General features: G+C 35.1%; 23 protein-coding genes and 2 pseudogenes. 17 read left to right on the top strand and 8 right to left on the bottom strand.

The window, feature by feature from the left end; translation table 11 throughout:
• Position 1 precedes the first annotated feature (1 nt).
• Positions 2-928 carry an aldo/keto reductase gene (locus ABH957_RS12730; protein ID WP_404453550.1) on the bottom strand — a complete coding sequence of 309 codons (927 nt, stop codon included), beginning with the start codon at positions 926-928 and terminating at the stop codon, positions 2-4.
• A 288-nt stretch (positions 929-1,216) separates the two neighbouring features.
• Here ABH957_RS12730 and ABH957_RS12725 point away from each other — a divergent pair, with 288 nt between their 5' ends.
• The 7 genes and pseudogenes from ABH957_RS12725 to dltD all read left to right on the top strand — a co-directional run bounded on the left by ABH957_RS12725 (position 1,217) and on the right by dltD (position 7,571).
• Positions 1,217-1,573 (top strand): FtsB family cell division protein, encoded by a 357-nt coding sequence (locus ABH957_RS12725; RefSeq protein WP_404511360.1) that lies wholly within the window; start codon positions 1,217-1,219, stop codon positions 1,571-1,573.
• Positions 1,512-1,788: pseudogene (locus ABH957_RS12720) on the top strand (hypothetical protein). The gene ABH957_RS12725 and the pseudogene ABH957_RS12720 overlap by 62 nt, the downstream one beginning before the upstream one ends.
• 88 nt (positions 1,789-1,876) lie before the next feature.
• Positions 1,877-2,203: a DUF3870 domain-containing protein gene (locus ABH957_RS12715; RefSeq protein ID WP_002012954.1), complete on the top strand. Its 327-nt coding sequence runs from the start codon at positions 1,877-1,879 to the stop codon at positions 2,201-2,203.
• 104 nt (positions 2,204-2,307) lie between these two features.
• Positions 2,308-3,369: a dipeptide epimerase gene (locus ABH957_RS12710; protein ID WP_404511358.1), complete on the top strand. Its 1,062-nt coding sequence runs from the start codon at positions 2,308-2,310 to the stop codon at positions 3,367-3,369.
• Between the two features lie 39 nt (positions 3,370-3,408).
• Complete coding sequence (locus ABH957_RS12705; RefSeq protein WP_404511355.1) at positions 3,409-4,410, top strand: C40 family peptidase; 1,002 nt, start codon at positions 3,409-3,411, stop codon at positions 4,408-4,410.
• 20 nt (positions 4,411-4,430) lie between these two features.
• On the top strand, positions 4,431-6,053 hold the full coding sequence (locus ABH957_RS12700) for a peptide ABC transporter substrate-binding protein (protein ID WP_404453558.1): 1,623 nt from the start codon (positions 4,431-4,433) through the stop codon (positions 6,051-6,053).
• A 336-nt stretch (positions 6,054-6,389) separates the two neighbouring features.
• Positions 6,390-7,571, top strand: a complete 1,182-nt coding sequence (dltD, locus tag ABH957_RS12695) for a D-alanyl-lipoteichoic acid biosynthesis protein DltD (protein WP_404453561.1) — start codon at positions 6,390-6,392, stop codon at positions 7,569-7,571.
• Positions 7,572-7,618: 47 nt separating this feature from the next.
• Here the strand turns inward: dltD and ABH957_RS12690 are convergent, their stop codons facing one another.
• Positions 7,619-7,843, bottom strand: a complete 225-nt coding sequence (locus tag ABH957_RS12690; protein WP_002147309.1) for a hypothetical protein — start codon at positions 7,841-7,843, stop codon at positions 7,619-7,621.
• Between the two features lie 145 nt (positions 7,844-7,988).
• On the opposite strand from ABH957_RS12690, the pseudogene ABH957_RS12685 reads away from it, so the two are divergent.
• Positions 7,989-8,430, top strand: a pseudogene (locus ABH957_RS12685) (DinB family protein).
• Positions 8,431-8,458: 28 nt separating this feature from the next.
• Here the strand turns inward: ABH957_RS12685 and uptA are convergent.
• Positions 8,459-9,064 carry an undecaprenyl phosphate transporter UptA gene (gene uptA / locus ABH957_RS12680; RefSeq protein ID WP_002032601.1) on the bottom strand — a complete coding sequence of 202 codons (606 nt, stop codon included), beginning with the start codon at positions 9,062-9,064 and terminating at the stop codon, positions 8,459-8,461.
• 344 nt (positions 9,065-9,408) lie between these two features.
• Positions 9,409-10,173, bottom strand: coding sequence for a DUF1836 domain-containing protein (locus ABH957_RS12675; RefSeq protein ID WP_002085036.1), 765 nt, complete (start codon positions 10,171-10,173; stop codon positions 9,409-9,411).
• 257 nt (positions 10,174-10,430) lie between these two features.
• Here ABH957_RS12675 and ABH957_RS12670 point away from each other — a divergent pair, with 257 nt between their 5' ends.
• The 4 genes from ABH957_RS12670 (at position 10,431) to ABH957_RS12655 (ending at position 12,581) form a co-directional block, all read left to right on the top strand.
• Positions 10,431-10,880, top strand: coding sequence for a hypothetical protein (locus tag ABH957_RS12670; protein ID WP_002032604.1), 450 nt, complete (start codon positions 10,431-10,433; stop codon positions 10,878-10,880).
• The gene (locus tag ABH957_RS12665) at positions 10,868-11,176 is read left to right on the top strand and encodes a YxcD family protein (protein ID WP_000447767.1); all 309 of its coding nucleotides are present in this window, start codon (positions 10,868-10,870) and stop codon (positions 11,174-11,176) included. The genes ABH957_RS12670 and ABH957_RS12665 overlap by 13 nt, the downstream gene beginning before the upstream one ends.
• Before the next feature lie 379 nt (positions 11,177-11,555).
• Positions 11,556-12,068 (top strand): DUF6609 family protein, encoded by a 513-nt coding sequence (locus ABH957_RS12660; RefSeq protein WP_215585112.1) that lies wholly within the window; start codon positions 11,556-11,558, stop codon positions 12,066-12,068.
• 39 nt (positions 12,069-12,107) lie between these two features.
• Positions 12,108-12,581, top strand: coding sequence for a hypothetical protein (locus tag ABH957_RS12655; RefSeq protein ID WP_404511352.1), 474 nt, complete (start codon positions 12,108-12,110; stop codon positions 12,579-12,581).
• 106 nt (positions 12,582-12,687) lie between these two features.
• On the opposite strand, the gene ABH957_RS12650 is transcribed toward ABH957_RS12655, so the two are convergent.
• From ABH957_RS12650 to ABH957_RS12635, 4 genes are all read right to left on the bottom strand, one after another.
• Positions 12,688-13,923, bottom strand: a complete 1,236-nt coding sequence (locus ABH957_RS12650; RefSeq protein WP_404511350.1) for an NAD(P)/FAD-dependent oxidoreductase — start codon at positions 13,921-13,923, stop codon at positions 12,688-12,690.
• Positions 13,920-14,252 (bottom strand): (2Fe-2S)-binding protein, encoded by a 333-nt coding sequence (locus ABH957_RS12645; RefSeq protein WP_215576385.1) that lies wholly within the window; start codon positions 14,250-14,252, stop codon positions 13,920-13,922. The genes ABH957_RS12650 and ABH957_RS12645 overlap by 4 nt, the downstream gene beginning before the upstream one ends.
• Complete coding sequence (locus tag ABH957_RS12640) at positions 14,245-14,520, bottom strand: (2Fe-2S)-binding protein (RefSeq protein WP_131247506.1); 276 nt, start codon at positions 14,518-14,520, stop codon at positions 14,245-14,247. The genes ABH957_RS12645 and ABH957_RS12640 overlap by 8 nt, the downstream gene beginning before the upstream one ends.
• Positions 14,521-14,593: 73 nt before the next feature.
• Positions 14,594-16,255, bottom strand: a complete 1,662-nt coding sequence (locus ABH957_RS12635) for a sigma-54 interaction domain-containing protein (protein WP_404453571.1) — start codon at positions 16,253-16,255, stop codon at positions 14,594-14,596.
• A gap of 182 nt (positions 16,256-16,437) precedes the next feature.
• Between ABH957_RS12635 and ABH957_RS12630 the strand changes: the two genes are divergently transcribed.
• The 5 genes from ABH957_RS12630 to ABH957_RS12610 are packed head-to-tail and all read left to right on the top strand — an operon-like array spanning position 16,438 to position 22,007.
• Positions 16,438-17,613, top strand: a complete 1,176-nt coding sequence (locus tag ABH957_RS12630; RefSeq protein ID WP_404511348.1) for an NAD(P)/FAD-dependent oxidoreductase — start codon at positions 16,438-16,440, stop codon at positions 17,611-17,613.
• Positions 17,610-18,647 (top strand): proline racemase family protein, encoded by a 1,038-nt coding sequence (locus ABH957_RS12625; RefSeq protein WP_404453577.1) that lies wholly within the window; start codon positions 17,610-17,612, stop codon positions 18,645-18,647. Before ABH957_RS12630 ends, ABH957_RS12625 begins: the two co-directional genes overlap by 4 nt.
• On the top strand, positions 18,644-19,585 hold the full coding sequence (locus ABH957_RS12620; protein ID WP_404453579.1) for a proline racemase family protein: 942 nt from the start codon (positions 18,644-18,646) through the stop codon (positions 19,583-19,585). The genes ABH957_RS12625 and ABH957_RS12620 overlap by 4 nt, the downstream gene beginning before the upstream one ends.
• A 22-nt stretch (positions 19,586-19,607) precedes the next feature.
• Positions 19,608-20,504 carry a 4-hydroxy-tetrahydrodipicolinate synthase gene (dapA, locus tag ABH957_RS12615; protein WP_404453581.1) on the top strand — a complete coding sequence of 299 codons (897 nt, stop codon included), beginning with the start codon at positions 19,608-19,610 and terminating at the stop codon, positions 20,502-20,504.
• Positions 20,505-20,522: 18 nt separating this feature from the next.
• Complete coding sequence (locus tag ABH957_RS12610; RefSeq protein WP_404453584.1) at positions 20,523-22,007, top strand: aldehyde dehydrogenase family protein; 1,485 nt, start codon at positions 20,523-20,525, stop codon at positions 22,005-22,007.
• Positions 22,008-22,060: the final 53 nt, after the last annotated feature.

Below are 22,060 nucleotides of genomic sequence, written 5' to 3'. Positions count from 1 at the left end.
TTTATATTGACTGAATATAAGCTAATTCCTCATCCGTAAGTATCGGACGGGTAGTTGCATCTGCATTTTCTTTCGCTTGTTTTTTTGTTTTTGCGCCAGGAATTGCGACCGATACTGCTGGATGAGAGAGGACGTAGCGAAGTGCAAGTTGTCCTAATGTTTGATTTTCATTTGAGAGTAACCTTAATTTTTCTACTTTTTGTAAATCTTCTTGAAACCACTTTTCTTTTGGCCATTCTTTGCGTAAATCTCCGTCAGGAAAAGTTGTTTTATTTGTAAATTTTCCGGTTAATATCCCCATTTTTAAAGGGCCGCGTATAACAGCTCCTAAATTGTTCTCTTGTAGGTAGGGCAGTATGTCGTTTTCTGGTTTTCGGTTTAATATGTTGTAATCAAGTTGCACAACATCAATTTCATCGTTTTTATTGAAGTGTTTTATATATTGTATGTCGTGAGTTGAAACACCAACAGCTCTTACTTTTCCGTCCCGTTTTAATATTTCAAATGCTCGTAAAAATGCTTCTGTTTCTTCTTGTTTATCCCACCAAATGTGACAGAAATAAACATCAATATAATCTGTTTCTAGGCGTAGTAAGCTAGTTTCAAATACTGCGATCACTTTTTCGGCAGTATTATAAACAGGCTCTCCACTTGGATCATAGTGATGCCCAATTAAACCGCCTTTCGTTGATAAAACGATATTATTACGGTGCTCTCTTATCGCTTGAGTTACTAACCTTTCACTATGTCCTAATCCGTATACATCAGCAGTATCAATAAAGTTTACGCCGCATTCAATTGCTTTCTTCATAGCGGTTATAGATTGTGTGTCGTTAACAGGACCCCATTCATCGCCGCCAATCGCCCACGCTCCAAAGCCAATTTCAGAAACAGTAATTCCAGTTTTACCTAATGTACGGTAGTGCATCATTTTTCCTCCTTGTAAGCATGTTATAACATCGGTATGCAAAACTAGAATTTATATGTGTAAAAATATTTTCTACAATTGGGGAAAAAGAATAACATAAACTACTATTTTATAGCAGCATAAATAAAAATTCTCATTTTAAATACAGAGATGTCGTCGAACGCTATCTCTAATTGGTTAATTTGTGAGATTTTTTTGTGAAGGAGGTTATTTTATAAGAATAGAATTTAAGTTAGTAAGAGATCGTGCCTATGGTAGTGAGAAAATATGGGTTAGGGGGATTTGAAAATGAGGAAACTCAAAAGAGTCAATGTTCCTAATATACCAGAGCAACTATCACAGCCTAACGACAAGCGAACTATAAATAAGAAGAAGTTAAGGCGTTTTATTTTCATGTTCATTTTTATTGCTGCGACTACTTTGTACGTTCAATATATTTTAACGAAACAACAAGAAGTAATTAATGGCAAAAAAGATACTATAACAAATCAAAAAAAACAATTAGTTTCTTTAAAGAAAGATCAAGGTTCTTTAAAGACTAACATTGAGAATTTAACCGGTAATGAAGAAGAGATTTTAAAGTTTGCTAGAAAAGAGTATCAATTTTCTAAGTCAAACGAAACAATATTCGTATTGCCAAAGTGAAGTGGTGGAACAGTTAGCGATAGCTAACTGTTTTTTGATGTATGAGGGAAAAAGTTGTTTGTAGTGTGAATGTCATGGTACAAGGAGCAATGACATATTGTAAAAATGAGAAGTTTGAGCCAATTTTAATTGTTTCAAGAGATTTTCATAATTATGGAATATATGTCAAAATGAATATTATCAAAATTCTGTCAATTGTATATAATACAAGGTAAGCGGATACATTTTTTAATCAACGTTGAGTTAACAGCTTATACGTCTGTTAAGAAAACCGTTATCCTCGTATAAGAAAGGAAGATAGCTGTGTACGCTTCAAATACAATTTACGTCGTAGGGGATGCGAAAGCACCTCAAAATAATCCCATTACCGAAAAGTTCAAAAGTTATTTTGTAGCATTTGTACTTGAGAAGGATACAGGGGAAATTGTAGATGCAGATTGCTCAGCCACAATTGCATTAACATCTCAATTTGTTAAATATTTGTTTCTACATAAAAATATTAATGACCCAGCATTAGTAACAGAAATAAAAAATCGATACTTCGGTTCGTCTCAAAAGGCGCTACTTGTAGCGCTAAAGGATGCACAGAAAAAATATAATCAGATCGCTGCTTTGTCTACCCATTCATAGACAAAATCCAGCCGTAAGAATCTTCTTATGGCTGGATTTTTTTGTTTCGCATTAACGGAAAAGCCACCCGGGGATTAAAGTATCACTCTATAAACAATGAAAGGATGAACAAAATGAAAATTACCGATGTGAAGGTAAACCGCCGACATGTAAAGCTTCATACACCGTTTAAAACTGCGCTTCGCACTGTAACGGAAATCGAAAGTATAGATGTGTTTATTCATACAGATGAAGGGATTGTTGGAAAAGGAGCTGCTGCAGCAACACCGGTTATTACAGGTGATTTTACCAACGGGATTGAGGAAGCAATATTAGGGCCAATTCGCTCCGTATTAGTTGATAAAGATGTGCTGCAATTTCAAACGTTATTGTTACACATTCAAATGAGCTGTATAGGAAATACAAGTGCGAAAGCGGGGGTAGATATGGCTTTATACGATGTATATTGTCGATTTCACAACATACCGTTATATGCATTGTTAGGTGGGAAGAAAGAGATTCATACTGATATTACAGTAAGTGTGGATGAGCCTTTATTAATGGCAAAAGAAGCGAAAAAGCATATCGAAAAGGGATTCCAAACATTAAAAATTAAGGTGGGTAAAGAGGCACACTTAGATTTAGAACGCATAGAGGCAATTCGAAATGTAGTACCAAAGAATACGACGTTACGTCTAGATGCAAATCAAGGATGGAATCCAAAAGAGGCTGTTTCTATTATTAGAGAAATGGAGAATAGAAATTTAAATATAGAATTTGTAGAACAACCAGTTCATGCGAAAGATTGGGAAGGATTAAAGTACGTGAAGGACAATGTACAAACGCCTATTATGGCAGATGAAAGTATGTTTTCGGCAAGCGATGCATTAAAGATTATCCAAGGAGGATATGCAGACCTACTTAATATTAAATTAATGAAATGCGGCGGCATACGAGAAGCATGGAAAATTGCGGATATTGCGGAAGCAGCAGGTGTGAAGTGTATGGTTGGAAGTATGATGGAACCTTCACTTTCAGTTAGCGTTGTTGCCCATTTAGCTGCGGCACATCCGAACATTCATTACTTTGATCTTGATGCACCGTTATGGTTAATGGAAGACCCAGAAGGAATGACTTACAATGGTCCAAAGGTAAACCTGCATTCTGTAGTGAATATACAATCTTAGAAGTAGTACCTAGTAAACTATCTTTTAAGGGGGATATATATGAAAAAAGTAGGAACTGCATTTTTGACAACCTTATTTATATTTTCATCGTTTACATCGGCAAATGCTGAAGAGAAGAAGGATAATAAAGCATTTATAGATGTATCTGCTGCAACGTTATGGACTGCGCCTGACTCATTACGACCAATTGATGCACCGAGCGCAACAAATCCAGTTGATTTATGGAAGTGGACGAAATCAATGACGTTAGATGAGAAGCTTTGGTTAACGAATGCAAATAAATTAGAAACGCAAGCGCTACTCGGTCAAGAAGTAACAGTAATTGATAAAAAAGGTGATTGGGTAAAAGTACTAGTGCACGGACAGCCAACGCCGCGAAATGAAGAAGGGTATCCAGGGTGGATGCCTGAAAAACAATTAACGTATAATCAAGAATTTGTAGATAAAACAAACGAACCTTTCGTATTAATAACGAAACCGACAGCAATTGTATATATTAACCCTTCTGAAAAACATAAATCACTTGAAGTCAGCTATAATACGCGTTTACTGCTATTAAGTGAAGATACGATCTCATACCGCGTATTGTTGCCAAATGGTCAGAAGGCGTGGCTACGGAAAAATGATGGAACTGTTTACCATTCTCAAAATGATATTCCGACTCCAACCGCTGATGACTTAATAAACACCGGAAAAATGTTTTTAGGATTACCGTATATATGGGCTGGTACAAGTGGTTTTGGATTTGATTGCTCTGGATTTACACATACGATTTATAAATCACATGGCATTACAATACCGAGGGATTCTGGGCCACAATCAAAAGCAGGAATTGCGGTTGATAAAGAAAACCTACAAAAGGGCGATTTAATATTCTTTGCACATAATCAAGGAAAAGGTAGTGTTCATCACGTTGCCATGTATATTGGTGATGGGAATATGATTCATTCACCAAGAGCTGAAAGATCGGTAGAAATTATACCGTTAAATACACCAGGATATATAGAAGAATACGCTGGTGCTCGTCGTTATTTACCTTGAAAAAGATAGGGGGGCTTTATATGAAAAAGGTTGTTCGCTATTCATTAGTTAGTACTTTACTTGTCTCTTCATTTTTAGTAGGCTGTGCGAAAGAAAAAACAGCTACGAAGCCGAAAGATGAGAAAAAAGTATTACAACTACTAGAAACGGGTGAAATTCCATCACTGAATTCTGGAAAAGTAACAGATGCAGTATCGTTTAATGTTTTAAACAATGTTATGGAAGGATTATTCCGTTTATCGAAAAATGATGAAGTGATTCAGGCTGGGACACAAAAATATGAAGTGAGTAAAGACGGAAAGACTTATACATTCCACTTGCGTGATGCGAAATGGTCTAACGGCGATCCAGTAACAGCTCAAGATTACGTATATGCTTGGAAGCAACTTATAAATCCAGATACAGCCTCTCAATATGCATATATCGCGTACGATGTGAAGAATGCGGAAAAGATAAATAAGAAACAATTAGGCTTAGAAGAATTAGGTGTGAAAGCAAAGGATGATAAAACGTTCGTTGTTGAGTTAGAACATCCAGTACCGTATTTTACGAAACTACTTATTTTACCGTCTTTCTATCCAATTAATGAAAAATTTGCGAAAGAGCAAGGTGATAAATACGGGTTAGAGGCAAATAAAGCGATATATAATGGGCCGTTTACATTATCGGAGTGGAAGCACGAAGCGAGCTTTACAATGAAGAAAAACGATAAATATTGGGATAAAAAAGAAGTGAAATTAGATGAAGTAAACTACCAAATTGTTAAAGAAATTTCAACTGCGGTAAATTTATATGAAACAGATAAGGTAGATAGGGCTGTCATTTCTACAGAATTCGTAGATAAATATAAAAATAATAAAGAACTGAAACAATATACAGATCCAGTTATGTATTTCTTCCGTTTCAATGAAAATGTACCGATTCTTAAAAATAAAAACGCACGCCTTGCACTTAGCACAGTTTTTGATAAGAAGGGACTTGCGACTTCATTTTTAAATGATGGATCAGTTGCTGCGAATTATTACGTACCAAAAGGATTTTTAAAAGGACCAGATAAGAAAGATTTTAGAAGTACGGCAGGTGAGTTTAATAAGACTGATGTAAAACAAGCGAAAGAATATTGGGAAAAGGCGAAGCAAGAGACAGGCACAAATGAAGTGACGTTAGAGCTATTAAACTATGACTTAGAGAACTTTAAAAAAGTAGGAGAATATATTAAAGAACAGCTTGAGAAAAACTTACCAGGGCTAAAAGTTAATGTGAAATTACAACCACATACGCAAAAACTAGCGTTAGAGAAGAAAAAAGAATACGAAATGTCGTTATCACGTTGGTTACCTGATTATCCAGATCCAATGACATACTTAGAAGTTTTCCTTTCGGGAAGTACCGTAAATAATACAGGATATGCAAATCCAGAGTATGACGCGTTAATTAAGAAGATTAAAACTGAATTAGGTAATGATGAAAAGGCTCGCTGGAAAGCAATGCAAGATGCTGAAAAAGTACTTCTTGATGATGCAGTAATTGCACCGGTATTCCAGCGCGGATTATCGTATTTACAAAAGCCATATGTGAAAGACTTATATGTACATCAATTCGGTCCAGCAACAAGTTTAAAATGGGCAGATGTACAAAAATAAAGTGATGAAGAAACAGACTTCACGTATGTGATAGTCTGTTTTTTCTTATAGCTTCAAATGAATTATAGACATTTTATAAGTTTTTTCATCGCTTAAAAATAAAATTATTACATAAATTCCAGTGTGAAATTTATGTAGAATCTTGTATAATTAACATGTTTCTTTGGAAGCATTTTCTTGCGCTATTTGTATAGGACTTAATAGAGCAAGGGAGGAAATACATACATGTATATAATAGATAAATAGAATGGAGCATGTATTGAAAAAAAGGAGAGAAATGATGACGTGTCATAAACAAGGGTTACAATTTATTCGTAATAGAAAGAGGAACAACCGATGAAGATGAAGCATGCTTTTGGTCCAATTATTTTAGCCTGTGTACTCTTTTTCATTGTATTGCTTATTCCATCTAAGAGTTTAGTATCACTATTAAGCGATAAAAAGATAGAAGATGCAGCAACTTCCTTACAAAAAGAGAAATTACAAAGTGTTTTCTTGCAACAGAAAATGTTAGAGAATTCGCAGTATTTACCGATGTATGGTTCATCAGAGTTTTTACGAATGGATGCATATCATCCATCTAACTATTTTAAAGTAAATCCAGCAGGTTTTACTCCATTTTTAATAGGGACTGGTGGTACGCAAAGCTTGGCTCATATATTAAATATGACGTCTACAATGGATGAATTAGAAGGTAAAAAGGTAGTCTTTGTTCTTTCACCACAATGGTTTACAAAAACCGGTGTATCACAAGGGGATTTTACAAATAATTTCTCCAAACAACAAGCCTATCACTTTATTTTTAATGACGAAATAAAGCCTGAAATGAAGAAAAAAATCGCGAAACGTTTACTAGATTATAAAGTTGTTCGTAAGGATGCGATATTAAGTAGTTCGCTAGAAAGTATTGTATATAACGATACAAAACATAACATAAAAGCTGAACTAGCTAAACCGCTAGCGTATATGTACCGGAACATTTTAGATCATCGAGATTTATTTAACTCTCTATTTAAGATCGAACCGATGAAAGAGGAAACAAATATGGGTTTACGTTCGCTTTCTTGGGAAGATGCACGTAAACATGCGGAACAAGAAGGTAAAGTAGGATCCACAACAAATACATTCGGAATTGAAAATCCATATTATTATAAACATAATTTAAAGAAAAAATTAAAAGGTTTAAAAAACTTTAGAGCAAATGAATCGTATGATGATTCACCAGAATATGATGACTTACAAATTGTTTTAGATCTTTTCAAAGAAAAAAATGTAAAACCACTCTTTATTTCTGTGCCTGTAAACGGACCGTGGTATGATTACGCTGGTTTCCCAAAAGAACGTCGTGATGTGTATTACAATAAGGTTCGCGATCAAGTCGAGAAAGCAGGATACCCAGTAGTCGATTTTTCTAGCCATGAATATGATAAGTATTTCTTAAAAGATACAATTCATTTAGGCTGGAAAGGCTGGATCTATTTTGATGAAGCTGTGCAGAAGTTTTACTCTGAAAAATAATGCATAAACAATAGAAACAGGAATGGCAATAAAGCCGTTCCTGTTTTTTAGTATAGAGGATTTTGGTGTGGGCAATTTGGAAAGGCGTGTATATCTTGAATTTGTCTAAAGTCATAATGTTTCATGGCGAACTGGGCTTGGTAAAGGTATTCGTAAACAAATAATTGATTATTTTGAACGCCGCATAAAACGCCGGAAGTTCCTTGCCCATTAATAAGAGAAATACCAACAGGGCGTCCGATTAAGTATGGTACTTTTTGCTGCCAATGCATAGGGGGATCACTCCTTTTTGAGTTACTATACGAAATTACAAATGAATTGTAACTTATCCAAGTAAATCTTAAACTGGAGGGTTTTAATGAAATGTCTAGAAATCATTAATATGAATGAATTATTTGTGTGGAAGAGGAGTGCATTATGGAGAAAGGAAGGATTCTGAAAGAAAAGTTAAATCTAATAGAATGGTGCCAAACATTGAATGGAATATCGGAGGATATATGGTTTCAACCATTTAAAAAAGGTTCATGGGCAATTGCGGATGTAATTTCACATTTTATTGTTTGGGATGAGTTTCTAATGAAGTATAGAATTTCATATTTTGTAAGCGGGAAATCTGTACCTATCGTTCCAACAGATGTTGAGGAAATGAATAAGGGTGCAATAAAATATGCAAGGTCTGGTATTTCAAAAGAAGAACTAATAGATCAATTTAGCTTTACTCGTAAACAATTAGTAGACCAAATTGAGGTTAAATAATTATTTTTCATCACTTATCGAGCATGACTTAAAGCATAAAAAAGAAATAATACAATTTCTAATACATGATCAAGCCGATAATAAAAACCGCTATAATTCTTAATGAATTTATAGCGGTTTTTATTATAATCTTAAGCAAGATTTTTACGTTTTTTTGTCCACTTTTTTATAACGAAATATAAAAGTATAAGTACAACGCCACCGATAGCGAACGATTTCACATACGGTCCAGCAATATCGTTAATATTCTCCCAATTTTCACCTAGTTTCTCACCTAAATAAATGAAAATGATAGACCAAGGGATGATCGCAAGTGCTGTTAATGTAGTGAAACGTAGTAATGGCATTTTTGTAATACCAGCAGGAATTGATATCGCATGACGAACGATAGGAATGAAACGTGCAGTGAAAATTACGCCAGTTCCGTAACGATTAAACCAATCTTCAGCAGCATCCATTTGTTTTTTATGTATGAAAATATACTTACCGTAACGTTCTAATACAGGGCGACCACCATATCGACCAATCCAGTAAACAAAGATTTGGGCAATAACACCACCAATTGTACCGAATATAACTGCGCCTACAAATGAGATACTACCATTGAATACTAAGTATCCCGCATAAGCAAGGACAATCTCACTTGGAATAATTTCAATCATAAGTCCAAGCATTATGCCCCAATAACCTAATCCCTCAAAAAATGTTAATACTGAATGAATAAAACTACTTAACATTGTTGCACCTTCTAATGTATGAATTTTGAATATAAGCCCCTTTATTTAACAATATAAAAGGTTCACTATATGTAGATTATACCTTATTTATATAGTGGATTGCCATTTCAATTCTTTTATGTCTCTCATAAGTATTATAGTAAAGGATATAAGCCCAGTTTTCATGAAGAGATAATGAAAAGATTATTAAAAATTTCTCATATATTAGTTAGAATAAAGGTGTCTACATAAAACTTTTTAGTCTCCGAAAAAGTTCATGAAGGGCAATTTCGAATTTCATGTGAGCTTAATAGTACAAAAGATATATTGATATAAAAAAACAGGAGCAAATCTGCTCCTGTTTTTTAAGGTTTCACATCTAAATTTTGTAAAAATAACGTTGCTGTCACATATCGTTTCGCTAGCATTTGTACATAAGCGGTATGTACAGAAAGTGTGGCGATAATAATAGCGTTACGAATTGCTTCGCGTTGTTCGTTATTAATTTGATCGAACTTACTTGCTATTTTATCAGCCTTTTCTTTTACGATATTTTCGATCGTATGAACTGTATCTGTAGCATTTAGTTGTAAGCAATTCCCTTGATTCAGTTCTTCAAATAAAGAAGAATAAGCTACATATAAATGAAGAGGGTTAATTAAATCATCACTTCGATCGGCCGGGTCATTTACGATGAGTCGTAATAGTTTGCGAATAGATTCAAAATCAAGCGCTGTTTTTAAATCTTCGACAATGAATAATAATGCTGCTTGTTCGATTGAGTATTTCTTCCCTTTTTGAGGGGAGCCGATCATTTCTTTTATATCTCGTTTCACCCAGTTTTGCATAGCAGTTACAGAGAAGCTCGTATTTTCAATCTGATTGCCAAGCGCAACTATTTCATTTAAAGAAAAACCGACATCCGTATCGTCAATCTTAATCAATTTTTCAAAAATAGGCGAAAGTGCGGTTGTAATAAAAGCAGTAACGCTTTGTCCGCTTTCAATATCTTTTTTATGTGACTTTGCCCAAGCTTCTTGTAAAATGCCGAGAGGCTTCTTCGTATTCCATCCTCTTAGTGATAGAAGGAGCGTTGCCATTTCGTTTCGTGTGAGATGAAATGTTTCCATCTTTTCACCTCCAAAATTATAAAAAGTTCTTATGAACTTATAATATGTTTTGTTTCATTTAAAGTCAATTCCGTTTTGCTTAATTTTTCCTATGTCATGAAATTGTCGTAAGTAAATAATGCTTGCATATTTCGACAAAAGTTCATATAATAAGTTCATAAGAACCTTTAAAATGGTTTTAAAACAAATCTATCATTCTGAATTTACTAGAAAGGTAGATTTCACATATATCTATATAAAAGGAGAATGGATATAATATGTTGAAAAAACTTGTAGCAGTAATGACAGCATTCATGGTTATCTTTGGGGCTAGTAGCTTTATGTTCGTAGATCATGCGGCAGCGAAAAGTTACAAATCTGGTAAAAAATCATATACACCAAGTTCAGGTCAAAAGTCAAAAGTTGATTTAAACAAAAAAGATTCTAATGTGAATTCACAAAAAACGACAACTGATTCAAAAACAAAAGCAACAAACACAGCACCAAAAAGTAATAAAGGTGGCTTTATGAAAGGCTTATTACTAGGTGGTCTTGGTGGTTTACTAATGGGTAGCTTATTTGCAAATATGGGAGCACTTGGTTCTGTATTAGCGTTTATGGTAAATATGTTAGTAATGGCTGGTATCGTAATGTTAGCAGTTCGTGCATTTAAATACTTCAAAGATCAACGTAAGAAAAAGGCAGATGAAGTAGCATGGAAACAATAAAAATTTCTGAACAAGAATTGATAAATGCGCTTTGTGTATATATCGCTGAAAAAAGACAAGTTGGTCCAGAAGAAGTTTCAGTTGAACTAATGTATGATGACGACTACGGTTTCTCTGCAGAAGTAGAGGTAAATGGTCGCCAGCAAATTTTAATTCAAGCAAACTTAATCGAAGCACTACGCTTGTTGCTTGATCGAGAATACAACGTCAATTCATTTGCAGCAAGATTGCAACTTGAATTAGATGATGAAGAAGGTATTTACGCATTAGCGAAATTTAATAATAATGAACAATAAAACTGTTAGAGCTGTATGCTCTAACAGTTTTTATTTGGATTAATATTGCTAGTATGTTTCTTCTTTTAGAATAAAATCCAGTATTTCATGTGTCTTCAATTTAGTATCTGCATCATTTTATCTATCTAATCCAAAGTTGGCTATCCAAATAAATAATAATTTTGACATAAAACGACTTTTATTTATCTATTCGACGAATTATGACAAATAAATCACAACTATATTTGATATGATATTTCAGAAATCTAATATTTTATTATTCAAAGCGAGGTAGAAGAATGATGGTGTGAATTTAGCTGAATTTGCTCATGAGGCTTCTGGTAAAAAAGAAGTGTGTATATCGAGAAGATTAGAAAAGTTCGAAAAAGGAGAACGGAACATGGAAACACAAACTTACAAGTATCCTAGACAAAAGATTAATGGGATTTGGCTAATAATTGCTGGAGCAGCAATGTTTTTACTTTTAATAAAACATAACGGCTATCCAAACGTTTGGCCTTTTATTATTGTTTATACATTAGGAATGATATGGCAATTGAACTCTAAAACTAGGAAAAAATTTGCAGTTGGTTCTGGAACACCGGAACAAAAGAAGTGGGCTAATTTTTCAATGATTATATTGGCTATTTTAGTTTTTCTCATTTTTCATTTTGTTGGTGATGATTATAGAAATTGCTGGCTATTAATTCTTTTAGCTGTAGGTGTTCATTTTTTAATGTTTATTCCGGTACATGGAAAAATGATGTTTTTTCTATCCATCATTTTAATAATCAATTCATTCATAGGATTAATCATTACTAACGTAAATCTAGATGTCTTTTTTGTAGTAGATGGTTTAATGAAAATTTTAGTTGGTGTAATTTTTATTAGGTTAAGTCCTATTGATTTTTAAAATACAGTTGATTAATACATTAGAAAAGAAGGCGTAGTAATGATATTTTTTATGTTATCTATTAGTGTAGGATTAATATTTTTTGTTCATTATATAACGAAACAGATGTTTAAATACGAAGTAAATCACCTAAGTTCAAAAAAACGCTTTTTAATAAATCTTTTGCAATTTGTTAGATTTGCACCATTAATTGTATTACTTGTAATATACATAATGGTTTTAACAACTTTGCATACGAAAACAGGTATTCGACTATCTCATGCATGGTATGCTGCGCAATTTTGGGCCTATTATACGTTTTTGTATTGTATTTATATGATAACTAGGAAAAAACTGCTTCTTTTTTCAATGGTTATAGCCTTAATTATGGCCATTTATTACACTCCGTTGTTCCACTTTGAAAACCAATTTATAGGATTGTATGTAATTGTCGCTAATATTTATGGAATTTTAATGTTTATAAATTTATGGATGTCGATATCGAAAGTTTTAGTCGGAATGAAAAATAGGTAATACCTTTGGTTCCTGTAATTGACGTAACAGAAATACTAGATGTAGTACGAAAAGTATAAAAAAGGCGGTGGAAATGAATCCACCGCCTTTTTTATATGCTAGTATTTCACGCTTTCATTTGTTGATTTTCTTCAAATGATTGAAAATCACGCCAAATCTCATTCATCTTTTGTCTACCAACATCAACCATCGGATTAAACTGAATCGCAGCTTTCTGACGTACAGTGTGAACATTTTGAATTGCATGTTGTAAATGTTTTTCAACCGAATTAGATGTTTTATTAGCTTGTTTTACGATTGAATATCCAGCGACTGTTCCTTGCACCATCGCGATTTTTCCGCTTTCAATTCCAGTAATATTTCCAGCTACAAATAAACCTGGAAGAGGGGTTTCCATTTCTTCTGAATGAAGTGGAACATGTCCGCCTAATTCTGGAATGTAATGGAAAGGGCATCCCGCTACAGCCGCAAGCTCAGCAAGCGGATATAAACCTCCGGCTATACAAACGAAGTCTGCCTCATATATCTTTTCTGATCCGTTAATAATATTCCCTTTAGAGTCAATGTTAGCAACACGAACACCTTCAACTTGTTCCGCTCCGATAATCTCAAGTGCAGCTTTACGAAGATGAAGCGGCGTCCCGTTTATTTTCATGCCGCTATTTGGATAAAATGTTAATCCAACTTTTCGAATCCAATCATATTTCATAAAACGGCTACCTATACGTAGGAAGGGAGATGAGGCGAGGTGAGCCGCATTTAAGAGTGAGTTTAAAACTTCTTCTGGTTCACCGGCTTTTTGGCTTAATTCGCTTTTTTCAGGGAGTACAATATGATCCACTGTGATTCCAGCTAATTGCAATTCGTTTAAAATGGCGAATGACAAAATATTAGCACCGATAATGATTCCTTTTTTACCAACTTGAACGCGGTGAACATTTGTCATAACTTGAGCTGCTCCAATTGACATAACTCCTGGAAGTGTCCAGCCAGGAAGGGGAATGGAATACTCAGCAGCCCCAGTAGCAATTAGTACGAACGGTGCTTCTAACGTACCGATATTTGTATGCACGAACCAAGACCCCTCATCTTCATCTAAGTTATATACGGAAACACCGCACCGAATATCGACTGAAAGGGATTTTGCTTCTTCATGAAGGCGCTTTGATTCTTCTATTCCGTTCCACCATTCCCCAGTAGGCTCTTGATGCAACTGACCTAACAATCTCCCGCCCGGCTTCATAAATTCATCAATAACAAGTACGTTAAGTCCAAAACGTGCACAAGAGATGGAAGCTGATAATCCTGCTGGTCCTGCGCCAATAATAATTACATCGATCATCGCTTTTTCACCATCTCTCTCACGATATTCGGATGCTGTTTTCCGCTTTCAACAACCATATCGTTTTCTACAACCGTTAAGCATGCTCGCACGTTTGTTTGATTGTTTACTGTCACACGGCATTCAGAACAATGTCCGATATTACAATAAATACCTCGCGGAGTTCCGCTATCTTCATGCACTCTTAACGTTCTTATTCCGTTTGCAAGTAAAGCGGCCGCTATCGTTTCATGTTCATATGCTTCGTATTGTTGACCGTTAAATTGAAAAGTGATGTGCTGATTATTATTTAAACTACCTAAAATAGGGTGATTTGTAATTCTACTCATGATTTTCACCTACCGCTCCAAAAGTAACTGCGCGCACGGGTGGCTGATATTTTAATGGAATTTCATTGGGAGTTATGTCAGGGTTTGTACTTTCAATCATTCGATCTATCATCATTCTACATGTGCGACCACCACAAAATCCCATGCCAGCACGTGTTCTTAGTTTTAATTCTCTTGCCGAGCATTTATATTCAGCAATTGTCGATTGAAGTTGTCCGTATGTAACTTCTTCACAACGACAAACAATTAAGTTCTCTTTATTCGTCATATGTATTCCTCCTCTAGTTCGGTTTACATAAATTATTATGCAAAAACTATGCCAATATAGAGGAGGAGAGGGATTATTGTAACCCCAGTCTTTTTAAACGATTATATAAAGTGGCCCTCGTTACGCCAAGTTGTTTCGCACATTCTAATTTATTACCATCTAAAATGCATAAAGCTCTTTCAATTACCTTTTTCTCATGCTCATCCATTTCTTCTTGTAAAGAAAGAATCGTATTATTGTTGCTGAGTAATAGGGATTGAGCCGTATGATTGTCTAAAGTATCATTTGTGTAAAACGGTAAATATTCTTGTTTTATAATGCCGTCTGTCGCAAATACGACGAGTCTTTCAACTACGTTGCGGAGCTCGCGAATATTACCAGGCCAATTGTAATGAAGCAGTTCATGCATAATATTTGAAGGTAAGTCTCGAATAGGCCTGTTATAGTTTATTGAAAAATCATTTAAAAAGGAGTACGTCAATTCGATAATATCCTCTCGTCTTTCGCGCAGCGGTGGAATAAGCAAGCTAACTACATTTAAGCGATAGTATAAATCTTCTCGGAAAGTTCCTTTTCTCATTTCTTCTTGTAAATCACGGTTTGTAGCAGCGATAATACGGAAATCAATATTGATTTCTTTTTCTCCACCAACTCGGTAATACTTTCGTTCCTGCAGTACACGCAAAAGTTTCACTTGCATATCGAGCGGCATTTCGCCTATTTCATCGAGGAATAAAGTACCGCCTTGTGCAAGTTCTATTTTACCTTTCTTACCTTTACTATTTGCACCAGAAAAAGCCCCACGCTCGTAACCAAATAATTCACTTTCAAATAACGCTTCTGGGATTGCGCCGCAGTTAATTGAAATGAAAGGGGCATTTGCTGTCTCACTTGCTTCATGAATTGCTTTCGCAAACACTTCTTTTCCAACTCCGCTTTCTCCGAGTATTAAAACCGTGGATTTCACTGAACAAACCTTTCTAGCTAATTGAATCGTTCTTTGTATAACAGGGCTTTTTCCATTCATCGCAAGGAAAGGATCGGATGAATCTTTATATTTTGCTACTTCTTGTTCTAAACGGTGCATTTCATGCGACATATTAAATAGTTTTTCATTTAATACGACTTGATTTGTAACATCCGTTTCTGAAACGACTGCTCCAATAATTTTATCGTTGCAATAAACTGGGTTTGAATTAATTAATACGAACAAATCTGGACGTGGCTGATGGAACTGAGCAATTATGCTTTTTCCGTCATGTAATGATTGCAAAATTTCTAAATCTTTATAATCAAAAAAACGGGTGATGGGTTGTTCGATAATTTCATTATGGTTCACTGAAAAAATCTTTTCAGCGCCATCTGTCCAAGTACGAACGCATTCTTTATCGTCGATGACTGTAACAGAAGAATCAGACGTTTGAATAACAGTGTTATAAAAAGCTAGTAGTTCATTGTAATACTTATAAAGAAAAGGAATCATTTGCTGAGCAGTTATACAGCATAAAGGCTCTTGATTTTCTTTAATGATGACAACGGCTAGTTCATGAGAAAATGCGTCGATTAAAGTAGTGAAAGAGTCATCTTCATATATAACTGTGCACCTCCATTCCTCAGTAGGTGAATGGAGGTAATAAAATTTTTCACCTACCTGTTTCATGCGCTTAACGATACTTGTACAATCAATTGACAAAATTTTTATTAACTCTTTTATTGTTGGGAATGAAAATGCCATATTGCCCTCCTATTATGTATAAAAATTTAGACAGTGATAAAAAAATAATACACCTATTTACGATAAATTTAAAATATTTTTACAAATAAAAATTATTTCATATAAATAGTTCTGTATGTAGAGTTGGCACACCAATTGCATAAATAGAAAGTGAGAGATTTAGGAGAAAGGAGGGGTGCTATGTGAGACACTGTGACGTTTTAATAATAGGCGGTGGTATTATAGGCTGTTCTATCGCGTATTACACATCAAAATACGGAAGAGACGTAACAATCATCGAAAAAGGAGAATTTGTCAGTGGGACGTCTTCACGGTGTGACGGGAACATTTTGGCTATTGATAAAGACCCAGGATTTGATAGTCAAATGTCGTTAGTAAGTCAAAAATTAGTAACTGAATTAAGTGAAGAGTTGGCACACTCATTTGAATATAGGGCGCCAGGAAGCATTCTCGTTTGTGAATCAGACGAAGAGATGGAGGCAGCGCAGCAATGGGTAAATCGTCAAAAAGAGGCTGGTTTACCATTTCGAATGCTTGATAGGCAAGATATAAGAGAGGAATCACCATTTTTTGCGGATGATTTATTAGGTGGTTTAGAATGCGCAACTGATTCGACTGTAAATCCATATCTTCTTGCTTTTTCACTTCTTGCAGAATCGAAGAAATTTGGTACGAAAGCTTTTAATCATACAGAAGTGAAAGAAATAAAAATAGATATAGACGGTTCCTTTATTGTAGAAACGACAAATGGAACGTTTACTGCGAAGCAAGTTGTGAACGCAGCCGGTGTGTGGGCTCCTAAAATCGGACAGATGTTAGATGTGAATATCCCAATTGAACCGAGAAAGGGACATATTATTGTAGCTTCAAGGCAACGACACGTTGGCTGCCGTAAAGTAATGGAATTTGGTTATTTAATTTCTAAATTTGGTGGAAAACGAAAAGTGGATGCTTTAACTGAAAAGTATGGGGTGGCACTTGTATTTGAACCGACAGAAAGCCAAAATTTTTTAATTGGTAGTAGTAGAGAGTTTGTAGGTTTTCATACGAAGATAAATAACGAGGTTATTAAATGTATTGCGAATAGAGCAATTCGTTTTTATCCGAAAATGGCAGATATGATGGTGATTCGTTCATATGCTGGATTACGCCCGTGGACAGAAGATCATTTGCCGATAATTTCACGAGTGGAACATATTCCGAATTATTTTATTGCAGCAGGACATGAAGGTGATGGAATTAGTCTTGCGGCAGTTACTGGGAAAGTGATTGAAGAGTTATTAAATGAAAAAGAAACAAGCATTCCTATTGAACCACTTCGTTTGAGTCGTTTTACAGAAAGGGTGTTAAACGGATGAGGTCACAAAGAGTCTTTACGACAATTGATACACATACGGGCGGGAATCCAACGAGGACATTAATTAGCGGACTTCCTAAGTTAATTGGAGAGACGATAGCAGAGAAGATGTTACATATGAAAAGAGAGTATGACTGGATTCGGAAATTGTTAATGAATGAACCTCGTGGTCATGATGTAATGTCAGGGGCATTATTAACAGATCCGTGTCATCCTGAAGCTGATATAGGTGTTATATACATAGAGACAGGTGGATATTTGCCGATGTGTGGCCACGATACAATCGGTGTATGTACAGCTTTAGTTGAATCAGGTTTAATTCCAGTAATTGAACCGGTTACTTCTTTAAAGCTAGATACACCAGCTGGCTTAGTTGAAGTAGATATTTCTGTTCAAGATGGGAAAGCGAAAGAAGTCTCCTTCTGTAACATACCAGCTTTTTTACTGAAAAATATTTCTGTACACGTCGAAGAAATTGGAGCTGTAGAGGCTGATATTGCGTATGGAGGGAATTTTTATGCCATTATCGATGCGAAGTCAGTAGGTTTAGAGTTAGTACCAGAAAACGCATCTACAATCATTGATAAGGCGATTCATATTAGAAATACAATTAATGAGAAGTTTGAAATCATTCATCCAGAGTATTCGTTTATAAGAGGATTAACACATGTTGAATTTTATACAGATCCTACTCATGAAAGTGCGCATGTGAAAAATACAGTTGTTGTTCCGCCAGGAGGAATTGATCGATCTCCATGTGGCACAGGAACATCAGCGAAGTTAGCTGTATTATACGCTCATAAAAAAATTAAAATCGATGAAGAGTTTATTCATGAGAGTATCGTTGGCTCATTATTTAAAGGGTGTGTCATAAATACGACATATGTGGAAAATATTGAAGCTGTAATAACGAAAATTACAGGATCAGCTTGGCTTATGGGTATGCATAGATTTTTTTACAATGAAAAGGATCCACTTAAAGAAGGCTTTTTGCTAATTCCGCCGATGGAACATGAAACGGAGGATGTAAAATGAACATTCAAAAAATGTATACAGCAGTAGACGTACACGTAAATGGCGAGGCGTTTCGTGTAATGAAAGACGTACCATGCAAATACTATTACAGTTTGGAGCAATTAAATGAACAATTTTTAGGTGAATTAGCAGAAGAAATGAAACTTTTATTAAATGAACCACGTGGTTTCATCGGTTTAAATGGATGTATTGTCGTTCCTTCTATTCATAATGAAGTGGATGCAGCTGTATTGTTTTTTAATCATGAAGGAGCCATTCCTCTTCATTACGGAGGCATTGTCGCAGTAATAACGATGTTACTAGAAAGTGGGTATTTAAAAAAGAGAGAGTCTAATCAATACAAAATCGAAACGCTATCTGGAATATTTTCAGTGAATGCATATGTAGAGAATGATGAAGTTGTATCTGTTTCGTTTGAAAGCAAACTATGTTATATGATTGAGAAAAATTTAAAGGTTGGTAATATAAGTTACTCTCTCATACAGGCAGATAAAGTATATGCAGTTGTAGAAAAAGATACGTATTCGCCAGAAATCAGTATTGAAAACATCTCTAAATTAAAAAAATGGGGTGAAGCTACACTTCAAGCTATACAAAAACAGTCATTAATAAAAAGACTTATTTTAGTAGATTCTATGCGAAAAGAAAAGAACCATATAAAGTCGATTACATTTCATGAAGATAACTTTATAGTACGTTCACCAGGTTTTGTTTCTACTATTGTGTCTTATGTTCATACATTATTTAAAAATGATTATATAGCGGATAAACCTTTTAAAAATGAAAGTATTTTTAATAGCTTTATAACAGTAGAAAAAGTGAAGAAAGAAGAACTTGGATACATTTTTCGATTTGAAAGTAGAGGGTTTATTACAGGTATGCAAACATTTATATTAGATCCTACTGATCCGTTTCCAACAGGTTTCTTATTAAAATAATATGTTAAAGGGAGAGATAAAGATGCAAAAAATTAAAGGGGCATTTCCAGTATTAATAACACCGATGGATGAATTTCAAGAGATTGATTGGAAAGGCGTAAAACAAAACGTAAACTACTTTATTGAGCAAAAGGTAGTTGGAATTATTATTAATGGAAGTACGGGAGAATTTGTTAGTTTATCAAAAGAAGAACGATTTAACATGGTAGAAACAGTATTAAAAGAAGTTGATGGCCGTATTCCTGTCATTGTTGGAACTGCTGCAGAGACGACGAAAGAAACAATTGAATATACGAAACATGCAGAAGCGCACGGAGCGGATTGCGCATTAATTATAAACTCTTACTATTGTAAACCGAAGGAAGAGGAGATTTATTTTCATTTTAAAGAAATCTCAAACGCTGTAAATATACCAATTATGCTATACAATAACCCATTTACTTCTGGTGTTGATATGAGCACAGAGTTAATGCTCCGTATTGGAAAAGAATGTGAAAATGTTACACATATTAAAGAATCTAGTGGAGATATTCGAAAAGCGAGAGATTTAGTAAGACAAGGTGAAGGTGCTTTCCAAGTCTTCTGCGGATCTGAAGATTTAGTTATGGAATCTTATTTAGTTGGTGCATCGGGATGGGTTTCAGTAGCAGGAAATATCGTTCCAGGACTCGTTACGAAAATGTATGAGCATTTTCAAAATGGTGAATTAGAAAAAGCGTGGGAAATGAACGATGCTATTTTACCTCTTTGTGAGTTTCTTGAAGGATCAGGAAAGTATGTGCAAATCGTTAAACGTTCAATGGAATTACATGGGCAAGTCGGAGGACCTTCACGTTATCCGAGATTAGGATTAACTGAAGAAGAAGATCAAAAGCTTCAAGCTATTTTACTAGAAATTGCAGCTCATGCAGCTGTTTAAATAAGGAGGAGAGTATATATGTTAACGACAAACATTGAGCTGAAACCAAAAGTGAAAGCGTTTTTAAATGAAGAAATTAAAATGTTTATTAATGGTGAATTTGTTTCTTCAATAAGTGGAAAGACGTTTGAAACATACAATCCAGCAACAGAAGATGTTCTAGCAGTCGTATGTGAAGCGCAAGAAGAAGATGTTGATGTCGCAGTAAAAGCGGCAAGATTTGCTTTTGAATCAGGCCCGTGGGCAGAGATGACTACTGCTGAAAGAGCACACCTTATTTATAAATTAGCAGATTTAATTGAAGAGCATAGAGAAGAATTAGCACAGCTGGAAGCTTTAGATAATGGAAAACCATATCAAGTAGCACTTGATGATGATATTTCAGCGACTGTAGAAAATTACCGCTATTACGCGGGATGGGCTACAAAAATTATCGGGCAAACAATTCCAATTTCAAAAGATTATTTAAATTACACACGTCACGAACCGGTTGGTGTTGTAGGTCAAATTATTCCGTGGAATTTTCCGCTCGTTATGTCTTCTTGGAAAATGGGAGCCGCTCTTGCGACGGGTTGTACGATTGTATTAAAACCAGCAGAGCAAACACCTTTATCTTTACTATATACAGCGAAGCTTTTTAAAGAAGCTGGTTTTCCAAACGGTGTCGTAAACTTTGTACCAGGTTTCGGTCCTGAAGCAGGATCGGCAATTGTAAACCATCATGATATTGATAAAGTAGCTTTCACAGGTTCAACAGTTACAGGGAAATATATTATGCGTCAATCTGCAGAAACAATTAAACATGTAACGTTAGAACTTGGTGGTAAGTCACCAAACATCATTTTAGAAGACGCTGACTTAGAAGAAGCGATTAACGGTGCGTTCCAAGGCATTATGTATAATCATGGTCAAAATTGTAGCGCAGGATCTCGAGTTTTCGTTCATCGGAAACATTATGAAATAGTAGTAAATGAACTTGTGAAAATGGCAAATAACGTGAAGCTAGGGGCAGGTATGGAGGCGGAAACTGAAATGGGACCGCTCGTATCTAAAAAACAACAAGAGCGTGTGCTAAATTACATTGAACAAGGAAAATCTGAAGGTGCTACTGTTGCAGCTGGTGGTAAACGTGCATTTGAAAAAGGTTATTTTGTACAGCCAACAGTATTCACAAATGTTACAGACGATATGACAATCGTTAAGGAAGAAATTTTCGGACCAGTTGTCGTTGTACTCCCGTTCGATTCGACAGAAGAAGTAATTGAAAGAGCAAATCGCTCGTCTTACGGACTTGCTGCGGGCGTATGGACACAAAATATTAAAACAGGGCATCAAGTTGCCAATAAATTAAAGGCAGGAACAGTGTGGATTAATGATTATAACCTAGAAAATGCTGCTGCACCATTTGGTGGATATAAGCAATCTGGTGTTGGACGTGAGTTAGGTTCATATGCACTTGATAATTATACAGAAGTGAAAAGTGTTTGGGTAAATATAAAGTAATAGAGAGTCTAACTGTTAATAAATAGAGGGATGAAATAATGAGAGATGCGGAC

The sequence above is a fragment of the Bacillus sp. RC242 genome, assembly GCF_044908245.1.
Lineage (GTDB): Bacteria > Bacillota > Bacilli > Bacillales > Bacillaceae_G > Bacillus_A > Bacillus_A mycoides.
Note: the sequence above shows the minus strand (reverse complement) of the source record. Positions and strands in the feature narration are given on the sequence as shown.